This window comes from Wenzhouxiangella sp. YN1, from assembly GCF_056324145.1.
In genome coordinates this window covers 1-25193 of sequence record NZ_JBJNIO010000152.1, presented here as the reverse complement: position 1 = coordinate 25193, position 25193 = coordinate 1, and the positions used below count along the sequence as shown (strand labels likewise).

The window sequence follows — 25193 nt, the reverse complement described above, 5'->3', positions numbered from 1 at the left end:
CGCGACAGCGGTCATCGCAACCGCGCGGGGCTCGGTCCGGAGCGTCAGTAAATCTCGGCAACGCAGCAGCGCAGGCTGCCGCCGGCCTTTTCGATCTCGTCGAGCTCGACGCCGTGGATGGTGAAACCCCACTCTTCCAGACGGGCGAGCTTTTCCGGCGCCAGAGCATCGATGGCGGTCTGGCTCATGAACAGATCCTCGAAGCTCAAGGCAATGACGTTGCCGGCGAAAGCGTCCTTCTCCTCGCTGCTGATCTCGAGCACCCGGTCCGGAAAGGCCTCGGCAATGGCCGCGGGCACTTCCGGGTCGGCGAAGGCCTCCGGGCAGATGATGAGCGCACGCGAGGCGAGCACGGCCATGACCACGTTGGTGTGGTATTCGCCTTCGGCGAGATCGAACTGGAACGTCAGATCCAGGCCGAAGGGTTCATGCATGGCCTCGCAGCCGGCTTCGTCAACACGCTGCGTGAGCCCGCAAAAGCCGATACGACGGGCGCGGTCGAGCACCAGAACACCGGTCAGTTCGGCAACCAGGTCCTGACCGGACAGATCGAGCGTCTCGTATTGCATCAGGTCACTGAAAAAGCCGCGAATGTCGGCCCGCTCGGCCTCGCGCTGGCGCTCGGGGTGCAGCATGGCGCCCACGATCAGGCGCCCCGGCGCGGTCGCGAAGACGTTGTTGGGAAAGACGTCATCAGGCGTCTCGGGCTTGCCCGGAAAACGCACCACCGGAATACCGCAGGCGCTGATGGCTTCGCTCAGCGCACGATGCTGATCAAGCGCGCGGCCGGGGTCGACATCCACGCCCAGATCCATGTACTCGTTATCGCGCGCCGACTGTTTCGAGAGTCGAAAAGCACTGGGTTCCACCAGAAAAACCGCCCGCGGAACCGCCGGGCCGTCGCTGTTGAGCCAGCCGTCCTGAAGCTGCTGACGAAATTCAGCCGGAGTTTTTACAATCACTGTCAGATATGCCCTGTTGATGGCCATGAATGAAAGTTCAATATGCGGATGATCGCTGCGCGGATCAACAGCCGCCCTGCAAGGCCGTCGGTTGCAACGCATCGGTGACTGCGCCTAGGCTGTAAGGTCGGCTCATTCCTGTCTGGAGGCACTCACCCTTGCTGGCTCAGCTGGTTTCGGTCAGGTTCGTTCTGGCCTACATACTGGTGGCATCGGCAACCTTTGTTCACTTTCGCGGCCAAGTAAGGCACCGCTTCCTGCGCCAGCTCACCGATCACTCGACCTTCATCGCGCCCTACAACGCGCTCATGTATCTGTTCTCACAGGCGCCGGCACAGCCGATTCTGGACCGTCGTGACTTTCCCGAGCTCGATCTTCTGAAAGACAACTGGGAGACCATTCGCGACGAGGCGCGCAGGCTCTACGAAGACGGCGACATCCGGGCCGCTGACGGGCGTAACGACCTGGCCTTCAACAGCTTTTTCAAGCGCGGCTGGACGCGCTTCTACCTCAAGTGGTACAACGATGGCTATCCGTCGGCCGAAAAGCTGTGCCCGAAGACGGTCGAACTGGTGCATCAAATCCCGACCGTTCATGCGGCCATGTTTGCCGTTCTGCCGCCGCGCGGTCGGCTGGGCGCTCATCGCGATCCCTTCGGCGGCGCGCTGCGCTACCACCTGGGACTCGACACGCCCAACTCCGACGACTGCCGCATCTACGTCGATGATCAGCGCTACGCCTGGCGCGATGGCGAGGACCTGCTTTTTGACGAGACCTACATCCACAGCGTCGAAAATGACACCGACGAGTACCGCATCATCCTGTTCTGCGACGTCGAGCGCCCCATTCGCAACCCGGTCGTACGTGCCATCAACCGCTTCATGATCAACCACGTGGTCAAGGCCTCGGCAACGCGCAACGTGCCGAGCGAAAAGGTCGGTTTCCTCAATCGCATCTTCGCCGGCGTCGATGTGCTCGGTCAGATGTTTGCCCGCATCAAGGCCTGGAATCGAACCATTTACTACACCGGGAAGTACCTGCTGATCGTGGTGTTTGTCTGGTGGCTCCTGATTCAGCCGCTGCTCAAGGCGGCTGGAGTCTGGCCATCATGACCAGAAACGCCTGCCCGAGCTGCGCTTGAGCCAGCCGGTCGCCAACCGGCGGCCGGCTCGACCACGGCTGCAACCGATGAACCGGGCCTGTCACACATGATTTCTGCCACAATCCTCGCTCATGCGCACAACCATGCATCACGTTGCCGTCGACGGCAGCACTGAGAGACCGGCACCGCAAGGCAAGAGCGGGCACGGGCCGGTTTTCGGCGTGCTCGGAGCAATCAGCTTCACGCACCTGCTCAACGACATGATCCAGTCGTTGATACTCGCCCTCTACCCGCTGCTCAAGGCCGACTTCGATCTGAGCTTTCTACAGATCGGGCTGATCACGCTGACCTATCAACTGACCGCCTCGCTGCTGCAGCCCGCAGTCGGGCTGTTGGCCGACCGGCGCGCGCTGCCCTACTCGCTGCCGGTGGGCATGAGCTTTACGCTGAGCGGACTGCTGCTGCTGGCAACCGCGCCAAGCTATCCGCTGCTGTTGCTGGCGGCTTCGCTGGTAGGCACCGGGTCATCCATCTTTCACCCGGAGTCGGCACGGGTGGCGCGCATGGCCGCCGGCGGGCGCTTCGGAATGGCGCAGTCGATATTCCAGATCGGCGGCAACGCCGGCACCTCACTCGGACCGCTGCTGGCAGCCTGGGTGGTGCTGCCCAACGGGCGCATCAGCGTGAGCTGGTTCGCGCTGGCGGCCCTGCTGGCCATTGTCGTTCTGCTGCAGGTCGGGCGCTGGTATGCACAGCAGGTTGCCGAACACCGCAGACGCCCGAGCGCTGCCACAAGGCCACCGATCGAATCGAAGGCCGCCGTCTATCGCATCATTGCCGTGCTCATGGTGCTGATTTTTTCCAAGCACCTGTATCTGGCCAGCATCAGCACCTATCTGCAGTTCTATCTGATCGAGCGCTTTGATGTGTCGGTGTTCAGCGCTCAGATCCATCTGTTCCTGTTTCTGGCGGCCGTGGCCGTCGGCACGCTGATCGGCGGCCCGATCAGCGATCGAATCGGCCGCAAGACGGTCATCTGGATCTCCATTCTGGGCGTTGCTCCATTCACCCTGCTGATGCCGCACGTTGGCCTGACCGCCACCGCGGTGCTCAGCGTGATCATCGGCATCATTCTGGCGTCGGCCTTTCCTGCGATCATCGTCTACGCCCAGGATCTGGTGCCCCATCGCATCGGCGCCATCTCCGGCATGCTTTACGGCCTGTCGTTCGGCCTCGGCGGCATTGGCGCCGGCGCGCTGGGCCTGCTGGCTGACCACACCAGCATCATCTTCGTCTACCAGGTATGCGCCTTTCTGCCGCTGCTGGGCGCGGTCGCGGCGCTGCTGCCCGACCTGCGGCCGCCCCCCGGCCCCGGCGACGCTGCAAACTGATGGCCCGCGGCTTGCCGACGCTCAGGGGCGCTCCGAGAACCGCCGCGCCAGCACTGCACAAACCATGAGCTGGATCTGGTGGAAGATCATCAGCGGCAGGATCATGGCGCCCACGGTGGCGGCAGAAAACAGGATCTGGGCCATGGGCACGCCGGTGGCCAGGCTCTTCTTGGAGCCGGCAAACAGGATCGTGATGCGGTCTTCCATATTGAAGCCCAGGCGCCTTGCCAGCCACCAGACCAGCAACAGGACGACCGCCAGCAGCAGGCAGCACACGATGGTCAAGCCCAGCAGGTCAGTGACCGGTACGGTCTGCCACAGACCTCCGATGACCGAGGCGCTGAAGGCCGCGTAGACGACCAGCAGAATGGAGCCCTGATCGACGGCTCGCACCAGGCGCGGCCGCAGGGCGATCCACACGCCGATCCAGCGACGCGCCAACTGCCCGGCCAGAAACGGCACCAGCAGCTGCATGACAATGCGCCCGGCGCTGCCCAGGTCGATCAGCTCGCTGCCCCCGATGTCCATGATCAGCATGACCAGAAGCGGGGTGACGACAATGCCGATCAGGCTCGAGGCCGCGGCACTGCACACCGCCGCCGGCACGTTGCCGCGCGCCAGCGAGGTAAAGGCAATGGCCGACTGTACGGTCGCCGGCAGCAGACACAGATAGATGACGCCGGCATACAGCGTCGCCCCGGTCAGCGGCTGCAACACCGGTTGCAGCACCAGTCCCAGAAGCGGAAACAGGAGAAAGGTGCAGGCAAAGACCACGGCGTGCAGCCGCCAGTGGCCGAGGCCGGCAATGATCGCCTGGCGTGAGAGTTTGGCGCCGTGGAGGAAGAACAGCAGAGCCACGGCACCCACCGCCAGGCCGTCGAAAAGCGGCGCGGCCGCGCCGCGCGCCGGCAGGACAATGGCCACGGCGACCACGGCCAGCAGGCCCAGCGTGAAGCGGTCGAAGAGCAGACGCAGATACTTCATCGTCTCCGGACTCGCGGGCGAAGCATGGGGGCGTCAGGGCGCGGCAACGGCCGAACGCGGCGCGGCAGGCAAGGCCTGGAGCAGCAGCTCGGCGCTGGCACCGGGCTGATGCATGTTCTCACTCAGGAAACGCCGCCATTGACGACCACGCGGCTGGCCGTGAAACAGCCCCAGCATGTGGCGAGCAACGTGATGCAGGCGCCCGCCTGAATCAATATGGCGCCGGGCGTAGGTAACCATGTGGTCGACCACATCGCGACGTGAGGGTGCAGCCGGCCAACCGAGTTCGCGGCTGAGTTCGGCGAGAATCCAGGGATTCTGATAGGCGGCGCGGCCGAGCATCACGCCGTCAGTTCGTTTCAGGTGCTCGCGCGCCGAGGCAATATCGACCACCCCGCCATTGAGCGTAACCAGCAGCTCCGGAAACCGGCGCTTGAGGGCGTACACGCGCTCGTAGCGCAGCGGCGGCACTTCCCGGTTCTCCCTGGGGCTTAGCCCCGAAAGCCAGGCCTTGCGCGCGTGAACAACAACGGTCTCGATGCCACTGGCCAGCACCTCCTCGACGAAATCAAAGAGAAAGTCCTGGTCATCAAATTCGTCGACGCCGACGCGCGTCTTGACTGTCACCGGCACCTGCACCGACTCGCGCATTGCGCTCAGACAGTCACGCACCAACTCCGGCTCTTTCATCAAGCAGGCGCCGAAGCGTCCTTTCTGAACGCGATCGGACGGGCAGCCGACGTTGAGATTGATGGCGTCGTAACCGCAGTCGGCACCAATTCGAGCGGCCTGCGCCAGTTCTCCGGGATCGCTCCCGCCCAGCTGGAGCACGACGGGGTGCTCGGCCGGGTCGAAGCCCAGCAGTCGCTCGCGGTCACCATGGATGACGGCGCCGGTGGTCACCATTTCGGTGTAGAGCACCGCCCGCGGCGCCAGCAGACGATGAAAGTACCGACAATGACGATCGGTCCAGTCCATCATCGGAGCGACGCTCAGCGTTTCATTCGGAAGGGAAAACACGCCACCAGGGACCTGCTGAAAACTCCCGATATTCTAACCGGGCAGGCCGAGCCATGGCGGCGGTCTGCTTGCTGCAAACCATGATCCTGTGGCATATTCGACGGCACCATAGCTTGATGGTCGGCGCCTGAATCGACCATCTCGGGGGTAGCCATGCTGTTCCGCAAGGGTTCCGCACAGGAGTCCAACGACGAGCCCCGGCCGACGCTCGACTGGCCGGCGGGAATGGCGCGGCGCAGCATCGAGATCACGGTGATGAACTATTGCGGCGTCACGACCATCCTGATCGTGTCGGGCTTTGTCGTCTACCGCTATCTCAGCCACGATCTCAGCGGCGCGCTGGTCAACGCCATCATCGTACTGATGCTTGCCCTGACCCTGCTGCTCGGGCGCGTGCCCGGCTTCCGGCGACGGGCCCTGATCGTCTTCGGCTTCATCATCAGCCTGTCGTGCCTGCTCAGCGCCACGCTGGTGAGCCCCAACGGTCTGCTGTGGGCCTACCTGGTGCTGTGGATCAACTTTCTGGTGCTGCCGCGCCATCTCGCGATTCTCTGCAATCTGGTCATTATCGTCACCCTGGCAACCCACCTTGCCCTGTTCAGCTCCCCGCTGCACCAGATCAGCTGGGCGACCGTTGCGGTGCTGATCTCCGGTTCCGGCCTGGTGTTCACCAACCGCATGCGTGAGCAGCGGCGAATGCTGTCCAAGCTGGCCACGCTCGACCCCCTGACCGGCGCGGGAAACCGCCGACTGATGCAGCACGATCTGGAGCAAGTCACTGCCGAGCACAAGCGCAGTCGCCGGCCTGCAGTCCTGGTCGTACTCGATCTTGATCACTTCAAGAACATCAACGACGAATTCGGCCACGAAGCCGGTGACAAGGTCCTGGAACGATTCGTGACCATGTTGCGTGATGCGCTGCGAACCGAGGATGGCCTGTATCGCCTGGGCGGCGAGGAGTTTGTCGTCCTGCTGCGCAATATCGAAGTTGAAACCACCGCGCCCAGCCTGAACCAGCTGCACGGGCGCTTGAGCGGCAAGGTGCAGTGCCCGGGCAGCCCCCTGCACTTCTCGGCCGGCGCGGCGATACTCAGAGAAGGGGAAAACTGGTCGCAATGGCTGGCGCGAGCCGATCAGGCGCTTTACGAAGCCAAGCGTAACGGACGCAATCGCTTGATCATCGCCTGAGCGAACAGGGGTCTATTTCTGCTCGATTCCGCTTTCCGTGGCCACCAGAACGGTATCGGCGCCGCGCGCGGCAAACAGTCCGCAGGTCACGACCCCCGGAATCTGGTTGATTTCATTTTCGACCCGGACCGGATCGACCAGGTCGAGATGGCGCACGTCCAGGATCGGGTTGCCATTATCGGTGATGAAGTCCGCGCGCAGCTCGGGACGCCCCCCCATGCCAACGAGTTTGCGCGCGATCATCGCGCGCGCCATCGGGATCACCTCGATTGGCAGGGGAAACTCGCCGAGCACGTCAACGCACTTGGAAGCATCGACGATGCAAATGAAGCGACGGCTGGCCGCGGCGATGATTTTTTCGCGCGTGAGCGCACCACCGCCGCCCTTGATCAAACGTTTGTGTTCGTCCACCTCGTCGGCGCCGTCGATATAGAGCTCGAGAGAGCCGGCCTGATTGAGATCGACCACGTTCACCCCGGCTGCCTGCAGACGCTGCGTTGTTTCCTCCGACGACGACACCGCACCGTCGAGCCGGATGCCCGAAGCGGCCAGCTCGTCGATGAAGGCGTTGACGGTGCTGCCCGAACCCACGCCCAGAGTCATGCCGTCCTCGACCTGCTTCAGTGCGGCGCGCGCCACTTCGATCTTGAGTCGCTGCTGGCTCATTGCTTTTCCATTCCCATGATGTAGTCCCAGTGTTGCCGGTCGATGGGCATCACCGACAGGCGATTGCCACGCTTGATCAGCTGCAGGCCCTCGAGCGCATCGGCGTGCTGCTTGATCTCGCGCAGCGAAATCGTGCGTTGAGTGTGGCGCTTGTAGCGCACATCGACCAGCATCCAGCGCGGGTCGTCCGGATCGCTTTTGGGATCGTAGTAATTCGAATCCGGATCGAACTGCGTCGGGTCCGGGTAAGGTTTGCTGGCGACTTCAGCAATGCCGACAATGCCCGGCACCTTGCAGTTGGAATGATAGAAGAACACCGCATCCCCGATCTTCATGTCGTCGCGCATGAAGTTGCGCGCCTGGTAGTTGCGCACGCCGTCCCAGGGCTCAGTGCCGACGCGCTCGAGATCGTCGATCCCGAACTCGTTGGGCTCGGTTTTCATCAGCCAGTAATTCATTGCGCCTCACAATTCTCCAGGGTGATATTCAGCCGTGCGATTCAGTCCCTGCCCAGCGCAGGTCCGGGGCCGGCTTCCCGGCTTCGGGAAAACCATCGCAAACCATTCTCGGTAACAACGCCATCGAGCGGCACATCCCATCTGTCCACCGAAAGCGATTCCACCTCTTGCACCGAGTAGGCCACGCCCACCAGGTGCGGTGCGGCATCGGGGCGGTCGTGGCGATACTCGAACACGCGATCGTAAAACCCGGCTCCCATGCCCAGGCGCGCACCGTCGGCAGCAAAGCCGACCAGCGGCATCAACACCAGATCGATCTGTGCAGGCGCGAGTTCTTCCGGGCCCACGGGCTCGAGAATGCCGAAACGATTGGCTTGCATGGCCGCCTCCGGCCGCCAGCGACGAAAATGCATGGCACGATCACGCACCACCGGCAGCAGCACGATCCGCTCGTTGGCTGCGAGCCATTCGAGCACGGGCATCAGGTCGGGTTCTCCCCGGTGGGCCATGAAAGCGGCCACGCTGCGGGCTCGGGTCTGCTCGACCAGCTCGCGCAAGGCGTTGGCAATCGCGGTATTGGCCCGCTGGCGTGGGCCGGCGTCGAGCTCCAGACGGCGCCGGATCAACTCACGGCGCTGCTTGCTCTTACGCTCACTGATGGTCATGGCGGTTGCAAACCGGGTGGGGAAATCATTCAAAGAGCGGCGCTCTCCGCCCATGCCGCTGCAGGGCCGTGACCTTGAACCAGAGGTTCAGGTGGGTTGGCTCCTTCAGCCTTCAGGCAATTCGCGTCGAGCGGACTGCACACCAGCTGAAAAGTCGCCATCCCGAGGTCGATAAGCAGGGACAAGGTATATTACGTTCCTGCTGGCGAACACCGCAGAGAGCGCCTGACTCACAGTCTAGTCCCGCTCCAGGGCACGATCAAGCCGATCCGCCAAATCGTCCACCCGGGCGTCGATTCGCTCGTGTCGATCGTCGTTGTGCTGTCGCAGTCTCAGCACTTCCTCAGCCAGGTTGAGTGCCGCCATCACCGCAATCTTGTCCATCGACGACACCTTTCCGGAGTCGCGAATGTCACGCATTTTCTGATCCAGAAACAGGGCGGACTCCATCAGCGTGCGGCGCTGATCCGGCGTGCACATGACGCGATATTCCCGGTCGACGATGCGTACCGTGACCGGATCGGGAGACTGACTCATGCGCTCTACCCCGTGCTTTCCAGCGCCTTGAGACGCTCGATCATGGCCTCGACCCGCGTACGGGCCTCTTCATTGCGCTGCACCAGCGTGGCGCGCTCGGCGACCAGCGACTCCTGACGTGCAAGCAATGAGCTGTTCTCGTCCTCCAGACGCTCCAGACGCTCGAACAGCTCGGAAAAACGCTGTTCGAGCCTGTCGACGTTGCGAGCGGTGTGTTCCAGCGAATCCATGGGTGGCCATCCATTCCGAAATCTATCAAAGGCTTAATCATAGAACCTGTCAAGCGGCTTCACAACTGCCCGGTCAGGCCCACGCCCCGATGATAAACTTGAAAATCCGTTTTCAGGCATTTCAATCGATGACGAGCGAACAGGAATCAAGGCTGGCCTGGCTTCTGGCCGTGGCCGCCGACAGCGCGCCCGAAACCGTCGCGGAAACTCATGCCGTGGTCGCCGGGCTTTTATGCGGCAAGCCTGACCAGGACGAGAACGAGCTGGCCACGCACCTGGCCGCCCTGCAGGTGGGCGACTGGACCTCCGAGCGCATTCTCGACCAGCTGGGTCCGGCGCTGAACCAGCTGCGCAACGAGCTGGCCTCCGAAAACATGGATTTTCAGCTGCTGTTGCCGACCGAGGACCGACCGCTGGCCGAGCGCACGCGCTGCCTGGCGCACTGGTGCTCGGGTTTTCTGACCGGCTTTGGGGCCGCCGGCCCGACGATTCGCTCCGACGATGCCGGCGACGCGCTGCGCATGATCGAACAGATCGCGCGGGCGGCCACCGACCCGGAATCCGACCAGGAAGCAGAAGAGGGCGCCTATACCGAGCTGGTCGAGTTCGTGCGCATGGCCATCCTGATGCTGCGCGAGGAATGCCGGGTCGGCGCGACCAAACACTGACCAGGGACCTTCTCGATCGATGATCCGAAATGCGGAATTCTTGCGCCGCCGACAGCGGCTGATGGAAGAAGTCGGCCGCGAGGCTGTGGTGATTCTCGCGGCTGCACCGGAGCGCCTGCGCAACGGCGATGCCTTTCATCCCTATCGCCAGGACAGCGATTTTCTCTACCTGACCGGCCTGAGCGAGCCCGATGCGGTACTGGCACTGCGCCCGGGCAGAGACAGCGCGGAGCAGGTGCTGTTCTTGCGCCAGCGTGACCCTGAGCGTGAACGCTGGGACGGCCCGCGCCTGGGCCTGAACGGGGCGGTCGAGCAGCTGGGCGTGGACGATGCCTTTCCGATCAGCGATCTCGACGACATTCTGCCCGGCATGATGGAGGGCTGTGAGCGCATCTACCACCTGGTCGGCAAGGACGCGCAGCTCGATCAGCGCATCATCGACTGGCGCAACCGCCTGCGCGCTGAACAGCACGGCAGCGGCGAAATCGTCGCCCTCGAGCCGGTGTTGCACGAGCAGCGCCTGATCAAATCGCGCGACGAGATCCGCTGCATGCAGCGCGCGGCAAGGATCTCGGCCACGGCGATCACGCGCGCGATGCAGGCCTGCCGGCCGGGCATGAACGAAACCGAAATCATGGCCGAGCTGCACTACGAATACACTCGCAACGGCTGTCCCGCAGCGTATCTGCCCATTGTCGCCGGCGGCGCCAACGCCTGCATTCTGCACTACATCCAGAACAACCAGCCGCTGCCCGACGACGGTCTGCTGTTGATCGACGCCGGCTGCGAATTCCACGGCTATGCGGCCGACATCTCGCGCACCTTCCCGGTCAGCGGTCGTTTCTCCAGTGCTCAGCGCGACCTCTACGACGTGGTGCTTGCCGCCCAGCGAGCGGCGATCGACCAGGTACGGCCGGGCCGCGCCTTCGAGGCATTTCACGATGCCGCGGCAAAGACGCTCACCCGCGGCCTGATCGACCTGGGCCTGCTTGGCGGCAGTCTTGACGAGAACCTGGAACAGGGTCATTATCGCCGCTTCTACATGCACAAGACCGGCCACTGGCTTGGCCTGGATGTGCACGATGTCGGCGACTACCGCATCGACGAACAGTCACGCGTGCTCGAAAAGAACATGGTCACCACCGTCGAGCCCGGGCTCTACATCGACGATGGCGACGATATCCCGGCGCACTTTCGCAACATCGGAATTCGCATCGAAGACGATATTCGCGTCACCGACGACGCGCCCGAGAACCTGACCCGGGCCGTGCCCAGCGACCCTGACGAGATCGAGGCATTGATGCAATCATGAGCGATTTCGACGCCATCATCGTCGGCGGCGGCCTGGCCGGATCAGCGCTGGCCGTCGGGCTGGCGCAGGCCGGCAAGCGCATCGCCCTGATCGAAGCCTTCGCCCCGCGCACAGACTCGCGGCCGAGCTTCGACGACCGCACGCTGGTGGTCAACGCCGCCTCGCTCAACGTTCTGGCCCGCCTGGGCATCCTCGACGACACCCTGACCACCTGCCCGTTGCGGCGTATCGAGATCAGCCGTGCCGGCGCACCCGGACACCTTTCGCTGCGCGCGGCCGAGCACGGCGTCGACCACTTCGGCGCAGTCATCGTCGCCCGCGAGCTGGGCGCGGCAATGTTGCGCCGGCTCGAAAACACCGCCGGCATCGACACCTTCTGCCCGGAGCGGCTGGCGTCGCTGGATGTGACCGACGAGGGTGTCGCCGTCGAGCTCGAAAGCGGGACCCGGCTGAACGGCCGGCTGCTGGTGGGTGCCGACGGCAGCAGCTCCACCGTCCGCCGCCAGGCCGGCATCGACAGCCACCGTCATGACTACGGGCAGTCCGCCATGGTGTTCAACATCCGCTGCCCCGAACGCCCCGTCGACACCGCCCGAGAGCGCTTCACGCCGGTCGGCCCCCTGGCTTTCCTGCCGCAGCCCGACGAGCGCCTGGGCGTGGTCTGGATCGATCGCGGCGAGGCCATCGATGCCGCACTGAACCTGAGCGACGCCGAACTCGTCGACCAACTGGCAGCGCGCAGCGGCGGCCGGCCCGGCGACTTTGCCTCACCGGGCAAGCGCGTGAGCTATCCGCTGGCACTGACCCGAACGCCGCGGCCCTTTTCCCGACGCGTTGTTGTTGTGGGCAACGCCGCCAACACCGTGCACCCGGTCTCGGCGCAGGGCTTCAACCTGGGTCTGCGCGACGTCGCCAGCCTGATCGACCACGTCGGCAAAGCCGAAGACTGCGGTCGGCCCGGAGTCCTCAACGCCTGGTTCAACGACCGCAGCGCTGATCAGGCGGCCACGGTGCGCTACACCGACACCCTGGCGCGCGCTTTTTCCAACCCGTCGACCCTCATGCGGCTGGGCACCGGCCTGGGCCTTTTCGCTCATGCCGCCGTGCCGTCGCTGTCGCGGCGGCTGGTGCGCGCTGCCATGGGCTTTCGCGAGCCGGTCAGTTCGCTGGCCGCAGAGCGCGCACGATGAAGGTCGACCACGACATCGTCGTCACCGGCGGCGGCGTGGCCGGCGCTACGGCCGCGGCCCTGCTGGCCCGGGCAGGTCATCGCGTCGCCCTGATCGATCTGCGCCGACCGCCAATGCCCGAGCCGTCCGCCGACATCAATCCGCGCGTGGTCGCCATTGCACCCGGCTCGGCCGCCGTGCTCGCCGCCGCCGGCGTCTGGAACCACCTGCCCGATGACCGCATCGGCCCCTATGACCGCATGCAGGTCCACGCCGACGGCGGCCAGATCCACTTCCGCGCCTCCGAGCACGGCCTGACCAAATTGGGCTGGATCGTCGAAGTGCCCCGGCTGCAGGCCTGCTGCTGGCAGGTGCTGGAGACCCTTGAAAATGCCGACCTGATGGCCCCCGCCAGCGTGACCACGATCGAGCAGCGCGAGACCCATATCCGCCTGCAGCTCGAAGACGGCCGGACCCTTCGCAGCCGCCTCGTGATCGCCGCCGATGGCGCGCGCAGCCGTCTGCGACAGCTGGCTGGCATCACCACCGATCTGTGGCACTACAACCAGCAGGCGCTGGTCACGCACGTGACCACAGAAAAGCCCAACGACGGCCTGGCCTGGCAGCGCTTTACCGAACACGGCCCGCTCGCGCTGCTGCCGCTGGCCGACGGGCGCTCCTCGATCGTATGGTCGCAGCCCGACGGTCGCGTACAGGCGTTGAAGGCGCTCGATGAGGAGGAATTCCTGACCGAGCTCAACGCCTGCCAGGACAGCCCCTTCGGCCAGGCCACCGCGGCAACAGACCGCTACGCTTTCCCCTTGATCCGGCGGCAGGCGAAAAGCCTCGTTTCCGGTCGCCTGGCCCTGCTGGGCGATGCTGCCCGCAACGTGCACCCGCTGGCCGGTCAGGGCCTCAATCTGGGGCTGATGGATGCCGCAGCCCTGGCCGAAGCACTGAGCAGCTGGCGTGCAGGCGACAACCCGACGCGTGCGCTGGGGCATTACGAACGCTGGCGCTTGAGCAGCGGCAGCCTGCTGGCCGGCGGCAACCACGCCATCAACGAGCTCACGCGCGCCGGGGCCGCGCGCTCGCTGGCGGGGCTGGGCTTTGCGCTGGCCGCCCGCCTGTGGCCGCTGCGCGAGGCATTCGTCGAGCGCGCCTGTGGCCTCGACAGCGACAGCCCGAAACTGGCCCGCAACGCACGCCTGACCCAATGAACCAGCCCACCACCCCCCTCAAGGCCGCACTGCTGGTGCTGGCCGGCGCCATCATGCTCAGCTTTGCCGCGATTTTTGCGCGCCTGACGGGCATGCCGCCGACCACCTCGGGCTTCTACCGCATGGTCTTCGGCACGCTCGCCTTCGCCGGCCTGCTGGCGCTGCGGCCGGAAATGCGCGTCGGCTGGCGCGACAACTGGGCCGGCTCCTTCGTGATCGGGGCCTTCTTCGCCGCTGATATCTGGTTCTGGCACCGCGCCATCGACTACATCGGCCCCGGGCTGGCAACCCTGCTGGGTAACTTCCAGGTCTTTCTGCTGACCGCAATCGGCGTGCTCTGGATGCGTGAACGCGTCGGCTGGCGCTTCGCCTCCGGCCTGGGCCTGGCCATGGCCGGCCTGTGGCTGCTGTTCGGCCGCGACTGGGCCAATCTGTCGGCGGACTATCGAATGGGCGTGATCCTCGGCCTGCTCACCGCCCTGGCCTACGCTCTCTATCTGCTCAGCCTGCGCGGCCTGCAGATCCGTCACGGGCACATCCGGCCCGAAGCCAGACTGTTGCAATCAACCTTCTTCTGCGGCCTGATTCTGGGCGCGGCCAATCTCGTCGAAGGCAACGGTTTCGACATTCCCAGCTGGCAGGCGCTGGCCGCACTCATCAGTCTGGGCCTGATCTGCCAGGTGCTGGGCTGGCTGTCGATCACCCGCGGCATGCCGTTTCTGCCGGCCGGGCTGGTCGGCCTGCTGCTGCTCATCCAGCCGGCCTCATCGGTGCTGTGGGACTACATCATCTTCGGCCTGCGCCTGGACGCCTGGCAGCTCACCGGCATCGCTCTGGCCCTGGTCGGCATCTATCTGGGTCTGCGTGCGGCATCGCGGCGGAAGCTGAGTTAGCAAGCGACTGGGGCGATTCCCTTATCGCAAGTGAAACCGCAGACAAGCAGAGTTCGCAAAGGCAGCCTGCCCCTCAAAGGCTCCAGTCGATCGGCGCCACGCCCCGACTCTGGAGCCACGCATTGGCTTTCGAGAAGTGCCGGCAGCCGAAGAAGCCGCGATAGGCGGACAAGGGCGACGGGTGCGGGGCTTCGAGCACCAGGTGACGCTGGCGGTCAATTCCGGCGCCTTTTTTTCTGGCCGGAGCGCCCCAGAGTAGAAAAACAACGTTTTCGCGCTGTGCATTGACGGCGCGGATGACCGCGTCGGTAAACTGCTCCCAGCCCTTGCCTTGATGGGCACCGGCTTGGCCGCGCTCGACGGTGAGCACCGCGTTGAGCAGCAGCACGCCGCGCTGTGCCCAGGCCTGCAGATAGCCGTGATCGGGTGCCGGAGCACCCAGGTCGGACTCGATTTCCTTGAAGATATTGACCAGCGACGGCGGCGTGCGCACGCCCTTTTGCACCGAAAAGCAAAGGCCGTGCGCCTGCCCGGGCCCGTGGTAGGGATCCTGGCCGAGGATCACGGCCTTGACCGCGGACAGCGGTGTGGAATCCAGGGCACTGAAAATCTGCGGGCCCGGCGGATAGATCGTGGCACCGGCGCGACTGCGCTCGAGCAGAAAGGCGCGCAGGCGCTGCATGTAGTCGCGCTCGAATTCGCCGCCGAGGACTTCGAGCCATTCGGGGTGGAGCTGGATGTCGCGTTGGTCTGACATGGGGTTGGTTGGCTGGTGGGTGCAACTAGCTAACCAGCAAACCAGCTAACCAGTCAACACCTCGACCCGGTTATCATAAGACAACACTCGTCTGAACCCACCGCTACACCTCCGGAGTCACCCATGTCCATCCAGACCGATGCGGTCATCGTCGGCGCCGGGCCCGTCGGCCTGTTTCAGGTTTTCGAGCTCGGGCTGCTGGGCCTGAAAGCCGAGCTGGTCGACAGCCTGCCCCAGGTGGGCGGCCAGTGCGCCGAACTGTATCCCGAAAAGCCGATCTACGACATTCCTGCCTGGCCGGTGATCGGCGCCCAGGAGTTGATCGACAAACTGATGCAGCAGATCAAGCCCTTCAACGCCGGCATTCATCTGGGCCAGAGGGTGGAAAAGTTCGAAAAGCGCGAAGACGGCCGCTTCACGGTGGTGACCTCTGCCGGCACGGAATTCGACGCCGGCACCGTCATCATTGCCGCCGGACTGGGCGCCTTCCAGGCCCGAAAGCTCAGGGCAAAAGGCATCGACGAGATTACCAGCGACCAGATTCACTACAAGGTCACCAACCGCGAACGCTTTCGCGACAAGCGCCTGCTGATTCTCGGCGGCGGCGACTCGGCGCTGGACTGGTGCATGGACCTGGCCGACATCGCCAGCTCGGTCGAGCTGATCCACCGCCGCCATGAATACCGCGGCGCGGCCGCATCCGTGGAGAAGGTCCGCGCCCTGGCCGGTGAGGGCAAGGTGCGCGAGCGCCAGGGCATCGTCACGCAGGTCAACAGCAAGGAAGGTCGTTTCGTCAGCTTTGACATGGTGGACCTGGAGCGCAACAAGTTCACCGTCGAGGGCGACGAAGTGCTGGTCTTCTGGGGCCTGGCGCCGGATCTGGGTCCGATCGCCGACTGGGGCCTGGAGCTGGAGAAAAAGCAGATTCCGGTCGATACCGAAAAATTTCAGACATCCATCGAGGGTGTGTTCGCCATCGGCGACGTCAACACCTACCCCGGCAAGAAGAAGTTCATCCTGTCGGGCTTCCACGAGTCCGCGCTGGCGGCTTTCGGCGTGCAGAAATACATCTACCCCGATGCGCGACAGTTCGTGCAGTACACCACCACCTCGCCGATCATGCACAAGCGCCTGGGGGTGGCCGACGACTAGCCTTCGGAATAAGGCTGCAGCTGGAGCTCGAACTCCAGATCGACGCGGTTGCGGATGAAGTCGGTGTCTTCGAAGTCCGGATCGTTGCTGCCCACGTTCCAGTCCAGACGCATGATTTCGGCGCTGCCCGAGAGCACGGGCGTCTCGCCGTTGCTCAGGCTCAGGCGAACCGGCTGCGCTGCGGTAACGCCGCGAAGGGTCAGCTTGCCGTCCGCCACGAATCCATCATCGCTTGCGCGGACATCCGTGCTCTCCCAGACGGCCCGCGGATGGTTCTCGACGTCAAAGAAGTGCGGGCCGAGCATTTCGCTGTCGCGCTGACGGCTGCCGGTATCGGCCGAGCCGGTCTCGATTGCGACCTCGATGCCGGCGGTTGCCAGGTCACGGCCGTCCATGCAGACCGAAACCTCGAACTGGCCGAAATGGCCGCTGAAGGCGCGGCCTTCGGCCACGCCGGTAAACCCGATCTGGCCGTCATTCCCGTCGGCACGGAAACAGTCGGCCAGCGCCAGGCCCGGCAACACCAGTAGCGCCAGCGCCGCAATATTCAGTTCTTTTGCCATGTCGGCAGCATCCTTTTCAGTATGTTGTCTTTCAGCCAGAAGTGGTGGCGCAGTGCAGCCAGCGCGTGGCCGCCGGCAACCAGAGCCAGGGTCGTGGTCAACCATTCGTGTGTTTTTCCGAACAGGCTCTCCAGCTGCTCGCTGTCGGAGACGATGGCGGGGAAATCGACAGGCCCCCACCAATAGTCGCCAAAACCGGCAGCCGAGGAGTAGGCCCAGCCCGACAGCGGAATGATCAGGATCAGCCCGTACAGCATCCAGTGACCCGCGCGGGCCAGGTTTTGTTCCCAGCGAGGCATCTGCGCAGGCAGCGGCGGCGGCCGGTTGAACAGACGCCAGATCAGGCGCAAGGCGGCCAGAATCAGAATGCTTATACCGAAGGTCTTGTGCTGCGTCACCAGATCGAACCGAGCACGCAGCCCATCGGCCTGGTCGATGCGCCAGGCCCAGATGAACTGGACGATGATCAAAGCCGCAACCAGCCAGTGGAACAGCTGACTGACGAGGCCGTAAGCACTCTCGGTATTACGAATCGGCAGGCTCACAGGGCGCCCTTGTCGAGATGGTCTGCGCAGACTATAGCGCCCTTTGCGAAAAAACGGTGGCTGCCGTCTCAGGCGGCAACCGTTTCGGGCATTTCAGTCAATCAGCCGCATCGTCTTGAGCGTTTCTGTCAGTTGCTGCTGGCTGCGCTCGGTCAGCGGCGCCAGCGGGCTGCGCACGCCGCCCACGCTCAAGCCACACAGGTTCATCGCTGCCTTGATCGGCGCTGGATTGGACTCGATGAAGCTCGCTCTGAACAGCGGCAGCAGCTCGAAGTGGATATCGCGCGCGGTTTCGAAATCACCCGCCTGAACCGCATTGACCAGCGCCACCATGCGGTCGGGCACCAGGTTGCCGACAACGGAAATCACGCCGTGCCCGCCGATGCTCATCAGCGGCAGCGTCAGGGCGTCGTCGCCGGAGAGCACCCAGAAAGGATCGTCGGCGCGGCGGCAGATCGATTCGATCACCTCGCCCATCTGGCCGATATCGCCCGACGCCTCCTTGACGGCGATGACGTTGGGAATCTTCGCGATCTCGACCAGCGTGTCGGTTTCCACGTTGACCGCCGTGCGGCCCTTGATGTTGTAGACGATGAGCGGCAGATCGGTGGATTCGGCAATTTCGCAAAAGTACCGCTGCAGACCGGCCTGGGAAGGCTTGCTGTAGTAGGGCGTGACCAGCAGTGCACCGTCAGCGCCCGAGGCCTCGGCCTGGCGGGTGGTGCGAATGGCCTGCTCGGTATTGTTCGACCCCGTGCCGGCCCAGACCTGCACGCGTCCAGCCACTTTCTCGACGATGTAGCGAACCACTTCGTCGTGTTCGGCATTGAACATCGTTGGCGACTCGCCGGTGGTGCCCATCGGCACCACGCCGCTGACGCCGGCGGCAACCTGTTTTTCCAGCAGCTCGCCGAGCACGTTGTAATCAACTTCGCCCGACTCATCGAAGGGCGTGATCAGAGCTGTGTAGACGCCTTTTACCTGCACGATTCGACTCCATGGATGTTGTGGACTGAACAGTTATCCCAGTATAGTGCCATAGCGTCGCTCATGTCTTTTCGGCAAGGCCAATAACAAATAGTTCTTGGAGCCGCAGATCAGCGCAGCGCTTCCGCCCAGCCTGCCGGCTGCGGCGAGCGTCAGGCGGCGCAATCTGCGGCTCCAGAACCAGTCATCAGACGGCGTGCTCAGGGCAACTCGACGGCCTGATTCGCACCCAGACCGGGGCCCATGATCAGCGCATTTTCCAGAATCCGCATGGCGCCAAGCTGTACCGCACGGAAGGCCGGCGGATGCGCGAACAGGATCACCTGCCCCTGCCCCACCGACTCACGCGTGAGCCAGGCACCGTTGGCAATGCGCTCACGCGCTTCGGGCCACAGCAGGCCGCCGGCACGGATACGAAGCGCCTTGCCTGCAGGCACTGCGCCCCAGCCAACCAGGCCGGCCTCGGTATCGGCATCGGTGTGCACACCAACCCGCAGCGGGGCCTGCACCGGCGGCTTGCTCATGAGCACCGGCGAGTTGGAAAACAGCGCCATCAGATAATCACCCGTGCCCGCTGCCAGCCAATGTTCAGCGTCCGCTCGCGCGGCAATCAGCGCACCGGAAGGCATGAACAGCTTCTGCCAGGCATCGCGGCGCTCACGCTCCTCGGTTGACGGCAGCGTGTCGGCAAGTCCTGCCCAAGGATAGTCGCTGCCGTCACCGGCACCGTAACCCCAGATATCTTTCGGCAGGGGGTTGTTGGCTGCCAGCCACTCGCGATGCAGAGCGTCCTGGTAGCCGGAAAGATCGTCGCCGGCTATCTGCGAGAGCGTGCGGGTCGAAACCAGCGGATCCTCGCCGTCGGTGAGCGACCGCACGGCGCTGCCGGCAGCGATCAGCGTGCCGCCAGCTTCCACCCAGTCAGCCAGCTTGTCTTGCAGGCCCTCGGGCAGCTTGCCGCCCCAGCGATCCGGCAGGTAAATAACGTTGTAGCGACGCAGGTCGGTTTGCGCGGCCCGGTTTTCGTCCAGATGGCTGTGGCGAATGCCAATACGGTGGTCGAGCAGGTACCAGACCGCCCCGAAATCGAGCATATTGGTGCTGCCGCGGCTCATCAGCGCAATGCTGGGCTGCTTGAGCAGCTGCCAGTAACCGCCGCCCAGATCAGCCTTTTCGCCCGGCGCGCGGCCGTGCCCGATGGCCTGTACCGTCAGGCCCAGCTCGTTGGCGGCTGCGGCAACGGTCTTTTGCCAGTCCTTGACCTGGCGGTTGTCGTCGCGGGTAATTGCAATCGAGCCCACCGGCAGCGAAATGCCGTCCAGCTGAGATTCGCGAGTGTTGGCACGCACGTGCAGGCCGCGCTCCATGGCCCGGGCTGCCAGGGCCACGGTACGGTCGTCGTGACCTGAGGCAATCAGGGCAATGGCATCGGCACGCGTTTGTACCGAACCATTCTGGGCCGCCGGCTCGATGAGCTCGAGCGAACGGGTCAGATGTTCGGGCACGCTGAAGGCTTCCAGGTCGAACATCATCGGCAGGTTCCAGCCGGTGGTGTCGTAGAGCGTGCTGCTGCCGTCCTTGAGCACGCTCTCACGCTCGGCCTTGAGCGCCGATTCGCTGATATGCGGGTCGAACTCGAACATCGCCGCCACCAGCCGTGCTTCGGGCTGGCGATTGCGCACGACAATGCTGCCCGCCGGCAGGGTCACGTTACGACGCTCCTGACCGAGGCGATTGGTGGCGCGTGAGACGCGCACGCTTTCGGTCAGGCGGTGGGTCTCGACCGCCTGGATGGCGAGCAGCTCGAGCAGATCATTCATCCGCCCCTGGTTGTCGCCGGACGGAATGACGAAGCTGCGATCGCCGTAGGGCTCGCCGGATGTCACCAGCGAGGCCTTGTCTTCGGCAAAGGCTGCGAGCATCTCACCCCGATTGTTGCGCAGGGTGTTCAGGTTGGCAAAGGTCGAGAGCACCTGATGGTGCACTGATTGACGATAGCTGAGAAGGTTGGTGGGGCGCTGTACAGCGTCATCGGCAATGCGGGCCTGCTCGTAGAGGATGCCGTGCGCACCGCGCAGCGACGCCCAGGCGTCGGAATAACCGGGAAACCAGTTCTCGTTCCACTCACCCGAGTAATACGGGTAGCCATACTCATCAAAGGCGGCAGCCTGATCGTCGGCAAAGCGGTTGCCCATGTCACTGCCCTGGTGCGGCAGATGCGGATTGTAGGGCTCGCGCGGCGGCGAGAACAGGTAGCTGTCCTGCGAACCCATCTCGTGGATGTCGACAAACAGCAGCGGCTTCCAGTCGATGACGTGCGGAACACGGCCGCGGGTTTCGGGGTGGCGCGCGTACAGCCAGTCGCGGTTGAGGTCGAACAGATAGTGATTGCCGCGGCCGAAGGGCCAGTAGCCGGTGTGCACCAGCGACTGATCGTCGACATTGGGCTGCGCACCGCGACCCTGGTGAACGCCGTTGACAAAGCGCATGCGCCCGTCCGGATTCTGGTTGGGGTCGATGATCATGACCACGTCTTCGAGCAGGTCAGCGGTGGCCTGCGAACGGTCGGCGGCCAGGTGATAGAGAACGGCCAGTGCCGCATCCGACCCCGAGCTTTCATTGCCGTGGATCGAGTAGCCGAACCAGCCGACGGCGGGCAGCTCCTTGACCAGGCGCTCACGCTCGGCCGAGGAAGATTCGCGGGCATCACCCAGCGCCGCCATGCCGGCCTGGATCTCGTCACGCCGTGCCACATTCTCCGGCGTCGACACGATCAGATAGACCAGCGGTCGGCCCTCGAAAGTCCGGCCGTATTCCACCAGCTCGACGCGATCCGACGCTTCGGCAACCTTCCGGGCGTACTCCACAATCTGCTCGGAGGTGGCGACTTGTTCGCCGACCTCGAAACCGAGCACGGTTTCGGGCCGCGGGATGGCCGAGTCATGATCAGCGCCTTCGGGGAACAGCGAGTGCGGGTACTCAAGGCCCGCCAGCGCTGAGGGCTTGGGTTCGGGGTAAGGTGTCGCGGCCTGCGCCAGCGCCAGCGGCACCAGCAAGGTGAAAATCAGAGAAAATCGGGACATGAATCTTCCTTTTTCGGGGGCATTCGAATGGATCCAACCCGTGAGATTAACGCATATGCGCAGCCAGGATTCACACCGGCCTGTCGCCAGATAGCGGAATGCCCCGGACACCGCGGCGCGATTCTTTTTTTGCGCGCGGTTGTGTTAACTGCATCTCCAAACCGAAGTTGCGACGATGGGCCGAGATGCCTGCGAAGAGCCGGGCGAGCCTCAGCCGGCGGCAGCGGTTGCCCCGCGGGTGGCCGCCGCCAAACCCCTTGGGGAACAGGCGCAAGGCTTCATTTTTCAGTCGGCGCCTCGGGTAGCGGCCGAATGCCTCGATACGCCCGCGACTCAAGCCTTGAAAAAGGTATGATGACGGGCATGAAACCGCCGTTCCAGACCGCCAGCAGGCTCGGGGCCGTACGCTACGAGATTCGCGGCGCTCTGGCCCGGCGCGCCCGCGAGCTCGAGCAGCAGGGCAACGATATCCTGCACCTGAACATCGGCAACCCCGGCGCGTTCGGCTTTCGCACGCCCGAGTCGATGCGCCGGGCGGTGATCCGCAATCTGCCCTACTCCGAGGGCTACGGCCACCAGGCCGGTATCTTTCCGGCGCGCGAGGCGGTAGCCATGCAATTCCAGGCGCGCGGGCTGACCGAGACGCGCCACGATCAGGTGCAGATCGGCAACGGCGTGTCCGAGCTGGTCGACCTGACGCTGCGCTCGCTGCTCGAAGACGGCGACGAGGTTCTGGTGCCGGCACCGGACTACCCCCTGTGGACGGCCGCGGTCGTGCTCAACGGCGGCAAGGCGGTGCACTATCTTTGTCGACAATCCGACGGCTTCCTGCCCGACGTGGCCAGCATCGAGAAGCTGATCACGCCGAGAACGCGCGCCATCGTGGTGATCAACCCCAACAACCCCACCGGCGCGGTCTACCCGGAAGAAACGCTCGTGGCGCTGGCCGAACTGGCCACGCGGCACGATCTGATCATCTTTGCCGACGAGATCTACGACAGCATCTGCTTTGATGACGCCCGCTTCGTGCCGATGGCGCCGCTTGCGCCCGACACCCTGTGCGTGAGCTTCGGTGGCCTGTCAAAGGTCTATCGCGCCTGCGGCTGGCGCGTGGGCTGGGCGGTCTTCACCGGCGCCATCGAGCGCGCCGAAGACTATCGACTGGCGGTCGAAAAGCTGGCCGCGCTCCGGCTCTCGGCCAACGTGCCGGGCCAGTGGGCGGTGCAGACCGCGCTCGGCGGCTACCAGTCGATTGCCGATCTGATCGGCCGCGGCGGTCGGCTGTTCGAGTCCCGCCAGGCGGTGATCACCGCCTGCGAAAACAGCCGCTTTCTCGACCTGGTCACGCCGATGGGGGCCATGTACGCTTTCCCTTCGGTGCGCAGCGATATCTTCGGCCAGTTCGACGACCATCGTTTCGCCGCCGAACTGCTCGAGCACAAGCACATCCTGATCGTGCCCGGATCGAGCTTCAACATTCCCGAACGCAATCATTTCCGGATCACCCTGCTGCCCGAAGCCGAGCAGCTCGGCGACGCCTTCGAGCGCATCGAAGATCTGCTTGAAGAACTGGCCGACGAGCCGCAGCGGATCCGGGCCATCAACTAACCCCCGAAAGAACAAGAGAGATCATGGACAATCCCCTGCTGGCCAGCGGCCTGCCGCCCTTTTCCGCCATTCGCCCCGAGCACGCCCTGCCCGCCGTCGAGCAGCGCCTGGTCGAGTATCGCGCCGTCATCGAGAAGATCGAAGCGCTGGGCGATGCGGTCGACTACGCCAGCGTGGTCGAGGCCGAGACGCTGGCCGACAACGCCCTGGCCAACACCTTCTCGACCATCTCGCATCTGCATTCGGTGATCAATACCGGCGAATGGCGCCGGGCATACGAGTCCTGCATCGAGCCGATGACGCGCTTTTCAACCGAGCGTGGCCACAACCGCCAATTGTGGGCCGCCTACAAGGCGCTGGCCGAGCGCCCGGACTTTGCCGAACAGGAAGCCGGGCTGAGGGCGACCATCGAGCACGAGCTGCGCGACTTCCATCTGGCCGGCGTCGACCTGCCCACCGATCAGCGCAAGCGCTTTGGCGACATCAGCCTGGCGCTGTCGGAGCTGGGCAACCGCTTTGGCAACCACGTGCTCGACGCCACCGAGGCCTACAGCGAGACCTTCGACGATACCCGGCAGCTGGCCGGCCTCCCACAGGCGGAACTGGACCTGCTCGCCGGCATGGCCAAAGACGCGGGTAAAAGCGGCTGGATGGCCAACCTGAGCTTTCCGGCCTTTCGCGCCATCATCACCTTTGCCGACGACCGCGAGCTGCGCGAGCGCTTCCACCGCGCCTTCGCCACGCGCGCGTCCGATGCCGGCCCCAACGCCGGCGAGTTCGACAACGGCCCGATCATGCGCGAGATGCTCGCTCTGCGAGACGAACAGGCGAAGCTGCTGGATTTCGAGCATCATGGCGCCATGCGGCTTGCCACGCGCATGGCCGACAGCGCACAGCAGGTGGAAGACTTCCTCCGCGACCTGGCCGGACGCGCCCGGCCGCAGGCGCAGGACCAGCTCGACGAGCTCAACGAGTTTGCCGCCGGGCTTGGCGCCCAGACCCCACTGGCGCCCTGGGATATCGCCTACTACAGCGAAAAACTGCGCGAGAAGAAGCTCGGCATCAGCGAATCGATGCTCAAACCCTTCTTCGAGCTTCAGCGCGTTTTCGACGGCTTGTTCACCACCGCCGGCCAGCTGTTCGGACTGCGTTTCGAGGCCGACGATTCAGTCGACACCTGGCACACGGACGTGCATTTCTTCAAGGTGATCGATGGCCAAGGCCGCCAGGTCGCCGGTCTTTATCTCGACCTCTACAGCCGACCGAGAAAGTCCGGTGGCGCCTGGATGGACGTGTGTCGCGCGCGCATGCGCGTGGCCGGCGTCGAGCAGCTGCCGGTGGCCTATCTGACCTGCAACTTCGCGCCGCCAGCGAAAGACCACCCGAGCCTGTTGACCCACGACGACGTGGTCACGCTCTTCCACGAGTTCGGCCACTGCCTGCACCATCTGCTCACGCAAGTCGACCTGCCCGGCGTGGCCGGCATCAACGGTGTCGAATGGGACGCAGTCGAGCTGCCCAGCCAGCTGCTGGAAGGCTGGGCCTGGGAGGCCGAGTCGCTCGCGCGCTACGCGCGCCACGTCGACAGCGGCGAGCCCTTGCCGGAAAAGCTGCTCACCGGGCTCAAGGCCGATCAGGAATTCCAGGGTGCCATGGCGCTGGTGCGCCAGATTGAATTTGCCCTGAGCGATATGGCGCTGCACACCCGCCCCGGCGCGGACCCGATCGAGATCATGCACGAAATCCACGACCAGGTTGCCGTGCTGCCTATGCCCGACTACAACCGCTTTTTGATGAGCTTCACCCATCTGTTCGACGGCGGCTACGCGGCCGGCTACTACAGCTACCTCTGGGCCGAGCAGCTCGCCCGCGACGCCTTCGAGCTGTTTCGGGAAACCGGGCTGTTCAATACCGAAACCGGCGGCCGGCTGGCGCGCGAAATCCTGGAAGTCGGCTCAAGCCGTCCGATTCAGGAATCCTGGCTGGCTTTCAGGGGTCGCGAACCGGCGCTGGAGCCGTTGCTGGCTTCTTAC

Annotated in this window: 24 protein-coding genes and 1 other RNA gene; 11 read left to right on the top strand and 14 right to left on the bottom strand. The window is 64.4% G+C overall.

Annotated elements, in window-relative coordinates; translation table 11 throughout:
- Positions 1-44 precede the first annotated feature (44 nt).
- A complete protein-coding gene (locus ACEWQZ_RS09800; RefSeq protein WP_476482911.1) occupies positions 45-989 on the bottom strand; it encodes an arginine deiminase-related protein in 945 nt (314 codons plus the stop codon).
- A 131-nt stretch (positions 990-1120) separates the two neighbouring features.
- On the opposite strand from ACEWQZ_RS09800, the gene ACEWQZ_RS09795 reads away from it, so the two are divergent.
- Both ACEWQZ_RS09795 and ACEWQZ_RS09790 read left to right on the top strand, forming a co-directional pair.
- On the top strand, positions 1121-2074 hold the full coding sequence (locus tag ACEWQZ_RS09795) for an aspartyl/asparaginyl beta-hydroxylase domain-containing protein (protein WP_476482910.1): 954 nt from the start codon (positions 1121-1123) through the stop codon (positions 2072-2074).
- A gap of 121 nt (positions 2075-2195) precedes the next feature.
- Positions 2196-3455, top strand: a complete 1260-nt coding sequence (locus tag ACEWQZ_RS09790) for an MFS transporter (RefSeq protein ID WP_476482909.1) — start codon at positions 2196-2198, stop codon at positions 3453-3455.
- Positions 3456-3476: 21 nt separating this feature from the next.
- On the opposite strand, the gene ACEWQZ_RS09785 is transcribed toward ACEWQZ_RS09790, so the two are convergent.
- Positions 3477-4439: a bile acid:sodium symporter family protein gene (locus ACEWQZ_RS09785; protein ID WP_476482908.1), complete on the bottom strand. Its 963-nt coding sequence runs from the start codon at positions 4437-4439 to the stop codon at positions 3477-3479.
- Positions 4440-4472: 33 nt separating this feature from the next.
- Positions 4473-5459: a tRNA dihydrouridine(20/20a) synthase DusA gene (gene dusA / locus ACEWQZ_RS09780; RefSeq protein WP_476482907.1), complete on the bottom strand. Its 987-nt coding sequence runs from the start codon at positions 5457-5459 to the stop codon at positions 4473-4475.
- A gap of 153 nt (positions 5460-5612) precedes the next feature.
- Here dusA and ACEWQZ_RS09775 point away from each other — a divergent pair, with 153 nt between their 5' ends.
- Complete coding sequence (locus ACEWQZ_RS09775; protein ID WP_476482906.1) at positions 5613-6647, top strand: GGDEF domain-containing protein; 1035 nt, start codon at positions 5613-5615, stop codon at positions 6645-6647.
- Between the two features lie 12 nt (positions 6648-6659).
- Here the strand turns inward: ACEWQZ_RS09775 and rpiA are convergent, their stop codons facing one another.
- From rpiA to ACEWQZ_RS09745, 6 genes are all read right to left on the bottom strand, one after another.
- The gene (rpiA, locus tag ACEWQZ_RS09770) at positions 6660-7313 is read right to left on the bottom strand and encodes a ribose-5-phosphate isomerase RpiA (protein WP_476482905.1); all 654 of its coding nucleotides are present in this window, start codon (positions 7311-7313) and stop codon (positions 6660-6662) included.
- Entirely contained in the window at positions 7310-7771 is a 462-nt protein-coding gene (locus ACEWQZ_RS09765) for an EVE domain-containing protein (RefSeq protein WP_476482904.1), read from the bottom strand. The genes rpiA and ACEWQZ_RS09765 overlap by 4 nt, the downstream gene beginning before the upstream one ends.
- 41 nt (positions 7772-7812) lie before the next feature.
- Positions 7813-8436, bottom strand: coding sequence for a 5-formyltetrahydrofolate cyclo-ligase (locus tag ACEWQZ_RS09760; protein ID WP_476482903.1), 624 nt, complete (start codon positions 8434-8436; stop codon positions 7813-7815).
- Positions 8437-8475: 39 nt separating this feature from the next.
- Positions 8476-8660: non-coding RNA, 6S RNA (ssrS, locus tag ACEWQZ_RS09755), on the bottom strand.
- Between the two features lie 13 nt (positions 8661-8673).
- Positions 8674-8973 (bottom strand): cell division protein ZapA, encoded by a 300-nt coding sequence (locus ACEWQZ_RS09750; RefSeq protein WP_476482902.1) that lies wholly within the window; start codon positions 8971-8973, stop codon positions 8674-8676.
- Between the two features lie 5 nt (positions 8974-8978).
- Positions 8979-9203 carry a TIGR02449 family protein gene (locus tag ACEWQZ_RS09745; RefSeq protein WP_476482901.1) on the bottom strand — a complete coding sequence of 75 codons (225 nt, stop codon included), beginning with the start codon at positions 9201-9203 and terminating at the stop codon, positions 8979-8981.
- A gap of 128 nt (positions 9204-9331) precedes the next feature.
- On the opposite strand from ACEWQZ_RS09745, the gene ACEWQZ_RS09740 reads away from it, so the two are divergent.
- The 5 genes from ACEWQZ_RS09740 to ACEWQZ_RS09720 are packed head-to-tail and all read left to right on the top strand — an operon-like array spanning position 9332 to position 14465.
- Entirely contained in the window at positions 9332-9871 is a 540-nt protein-coding gene (locus ACEWQZ_RS09740) for a UPF0149 family protein (RefSeq protein WP_476482900.1), read from the top strand.
- 19 nt (positions 9872-9890) lie between these two features.
- A complete protein-coding gene (locus tag ACEWQZ_RS09735) occupies positions 9891-11183 on the top strand; it encodes an aminopeptidase P N-terminal domain-containing protein (protein WP_476482899.1) in 1293 nt (430 codons plus the stop codon).
- Positions 11180-12373, top strand: a complete 1194-nt coding sequence (locus tag ACEWQZ_RS09730) for an FAD-dependent monooxygenase (protein WP_476482898.1) — start codon at positions 11180-11182, stop codon at positions 12371-12373. Before ACEWQZ_RS09735 ends, ACEWQZ_RS09730 begins: the two co-directional genes overlap by 4 nt.
- Positions 12370-13572 (top strand): FAD-dependent monooxygenase, encoded by a 1203-nt coding sequence (locus ACEWQZ_RS09725; RefSeq protein WP_476482897.1) that lies wholly within the window; start codon positions 12370-12372, stop codon positions 13570-13572. The genes ACEWQZ_RS09730 and ACEWQZ_RS09725 overlap by 4 nt, the downstream gene beginning before the upstream one ends.
- A complete protein-coding gene (locus ACEWQZ_RS09720) occupies positions 13569-14465 on the top strand; it encodes a DMT family transporter (protein ID WP_476482896.1) in 897 nt (298 codons plus the stop codon). The genes ACEWQZ_RS09725 and ACEWQZ_RS09720 overlap by 4 nt, the downstream gene beginning before the upstream one ends.
- Before the next feature lie 73 nt (positions 14466-14538).
- Here the strand turns inward: ACEWQZ_RS09720 and ung are convergent, their stop codons facing one another.
- Positions 14539-15222 carry a uracil-DNA glycosylase gene (gene ung / locus ACEWQZ_RS09715; protein ID WP_476482895.1) on the bottom strand — a complete coding sequence of 228 codons (684 nt, stop codon included), beginning with the start codon at positions 15220-15222 and terminating at the stop codon, positions 14539-14541.
- 123 nt (positions 15223-15345) lie between these two features.
- Between ung and ACEWQZ_RS09710 the strand changes: the two genes are divergently transcribed.
- Positions 15346-16374, top strand: coding sequence for an NAD(P)/FAD-dependent oxidoreductase (locus tag ACEWQZ_RS09710; protein WP_476482894.1), 1029 nt, complete (start codon positions 15346-15348; stop codon positions 16372-16374).
- Here the strand turns inward: ACEWQZ_RS09710 and ACEWQZ_RS09705 are convergent.
- The 4 genes from ACEWQZ_RS09705 to ACEWQZ_RS09690 form a co-directional block, all read right to left on the bottom strand.
- Positions 16371-16937: a YceI family protein gene (locus ACEWQZ_RS09705; RefSeq protein WP_476482893.1), complete on the bottom strand. Its 567-nt coding sequence runs from the start codon at positions 16935-16937 to the stop codon at positions 16371-16373. The two genes, ACEWQZ_RS09710 and ACEWQZ_RS09705, sit on opposite strands and share 4 nt — an antisense overlap.
- Positions 16922-17482, bottom strand: coding sequence for a cytochrome b (locus tag ACEWQZ_RS09700; RefSeq protein ID WP_476482892.1), 561 nt, complete (start codon positions 17480-17482; stop codon positions 16922-16924). Before ACEWQZ_RS09700 ends, ACEWQZ_RS09705 begins: the two co-directional genes overlap by 16 nt.
- A 93-nt stretch (positions 17483-17575) precedes the next feature.
- Positions 17576-18469, bottom strand: a complete 894-nt coding sequence (gene dapA / locus ACEWQZ_RS09695; RefSeq protein ID WP_476482891.1) for a 4-hydroxy-tetrahydrodipicolinate synthase — start codon at positions 18467-18469, stop codon at positions 17576-17578.
- A gap of 200 nt (positions 18470-18669) precedes the next feature.
- Entirely contained in the window at positions 18670-21552 is a 2883-nt protein-coding gene (locus ACEWQZ_RS09690) for a M14 family metallopeptidase (protein WP_476482890.1), read from the bottom strand.
- A 363-nt stretch (positions 21553-21915) separates the two neighbouring features.
- Here ACEWQZ_RS09690 and ACEWQZ_RS09685 point away from each other — a divergent pair, with 363 nt between their 5' ends.
- On the top strand, positions 21916-23160 hold the full coding sequence (locus ACEWQZ_RS09685; protein WP_476482889.1) for an aminotransferase class I/II-fold pyridoxal phosphate-dependent enzyme: 1245 nt from the start codon (positions 21916-21918) through the stop codon (positions 23158-23160).
- 23 nt (positions 23161-23183) lie between these two features.
- Positions 23184-25193: M3 family metallopeptidase (locus ACEWQZ_RS09680; RefSeq protein ID WP_476482888.1), on the top strand; the 2010-nt coding region annotated here is incomplete at its 3' end.

Bases quoted from the DNA above. Each gene is read 5' to 3' on its own strand.
- ACEWQZ_RS09800 (WP_476482911.1), bottom strand. From the start codon at position 989: ATGGCCATCAACAGGGCATATCTGACAGTGATTGTAAAAACTCCGGCT.
- ACEWQZ_RS09790 (WP_476482909.1), top strand. From the start codon at position 2,196: ATGCGCACAACCATGCATCACGTTGCCGTCGACGGCAGCACTGAGAGA.
- ACEWQZ_RS09785 (WP_476482908.1), bottom strand. From the start codon at position 4,439: ATGAAGTATCTGCGTCTGCTCTTCGACCGCTTCACGCTGGGCCTGCTG.
- ACEWQZ_RS09775 (WP_476482906.1), top strand. From the start codon at position 5,613: ATGCTGTTCCGCAAGGGTTCCGCACAGGAGTCCAACGACGAGCCCCGG.
- rpiA (WP_476482905.1), bottom strand. From the start codon at position 7,313: ATGAGCCAGCAGCGACTCAAGATCGAAGTGGCGCGCGCCGCACTGAAG.
- ACEWQZ_RS09765 (WP_476482904.1), bottom strand. From the start codon at position 7,771: ATGAATTACTGGCTGATGAAAACCGAGCCCAACGAGTTCGGGATCGAC.
- ACEWQZ_RS09760 (WP_476482903.1), bottom strand. From the start codon at position 8,436: ATGACCATCAGTGAGCGTAAGAGCAAGCAGCGCCGTGAGTTGATCCGG.
- ACEWQZ_RS09750 (WP_476482902.1), bottom strand. From the start codon at position 8,973: ATGAGTCAGTCTCCCGATCCGGTCACGGTACGCATCGTCGACCGGGAA.
- ACEWQZ_RS09745 (WP_476482901.1), bottom strand. From the start codon at position 9,203: ATGGATTCGCTGGAACACACCGCTCGCAACGTCGACAGGCTCGAACAG.
- ACEWQZ_RS09740 (WP_476482900.1), top strand. From the start codon at position 9,332: ATGACGAGCGAACAGGAATCAAGGCTGGCCTGGCTTCTGGCCGTGGCC.
- ACEWQZ_RS09735 (WP_476482899.1), top strand. From the start codon at position 9,891: ATGATCCGAAATGCGGAATTCTTGCGCCGCCGACAGCGGCTGATGGAA.
- ACEWQZ_RS09730 (WP_476482898.1), top strand. From the start codon at position 11,180: ATGAGCGATTTCGACGCCATCATCGTCGGCGGCGGCCTGGCCGGATCA.
- ACEWQZ_RS09725 (WP_476482897.1), top strand. From the start codon at position 12,370: ATGAAGGTCGACCACGACATCGTCGTCACCGGCGGCGGCGTGGCCGGC.
- ACEWQZ_RS09720 (WP_476482896.1), top strand. From the start codon at position 13,569: ATGAACCAGCCCACCACCCCCCTCAAGGCCGCACTGCTGGTGCTGGCC.
- ung (WP_476482895.1), bottom strand. From the start codon at position 15,222: ATGTCAGACCAACGCGACATCCAGCTCCACCCCGAATGGCTCGAAGTC.
- ACEWQZ_RS09710 (WP_476482894.1), top strand. From the start codon at position 15,346: ATGTCCATCCAGACCGATGCGGTCATCGTCGGCGCCGGGCCCGTCGGC.
- ACEWQZ_RS09705 (WP_476482893.1), bottom strand. From the start codon at position 16,937: ATGGCAAAAGAACTGAATATTGCGGCGCTGGCGCTACTGGTGTTGCCG.
- ACEWQZ_RS09690 (WP_476482890.1), bottom strand. From the start codon at position 21,552: ATGTCCCGATTTTCTCTGATTTTCACCTTGCTGGTGCCGCTGGCGCTG.
- ACEWQZ_RS09685 (WP_476482889.1), top strand. From the start codon at position 21,916: ATGAAACCGCCGTTCCAGACCGCCAGCAGGCTCGGGGCCGTACGCTAC.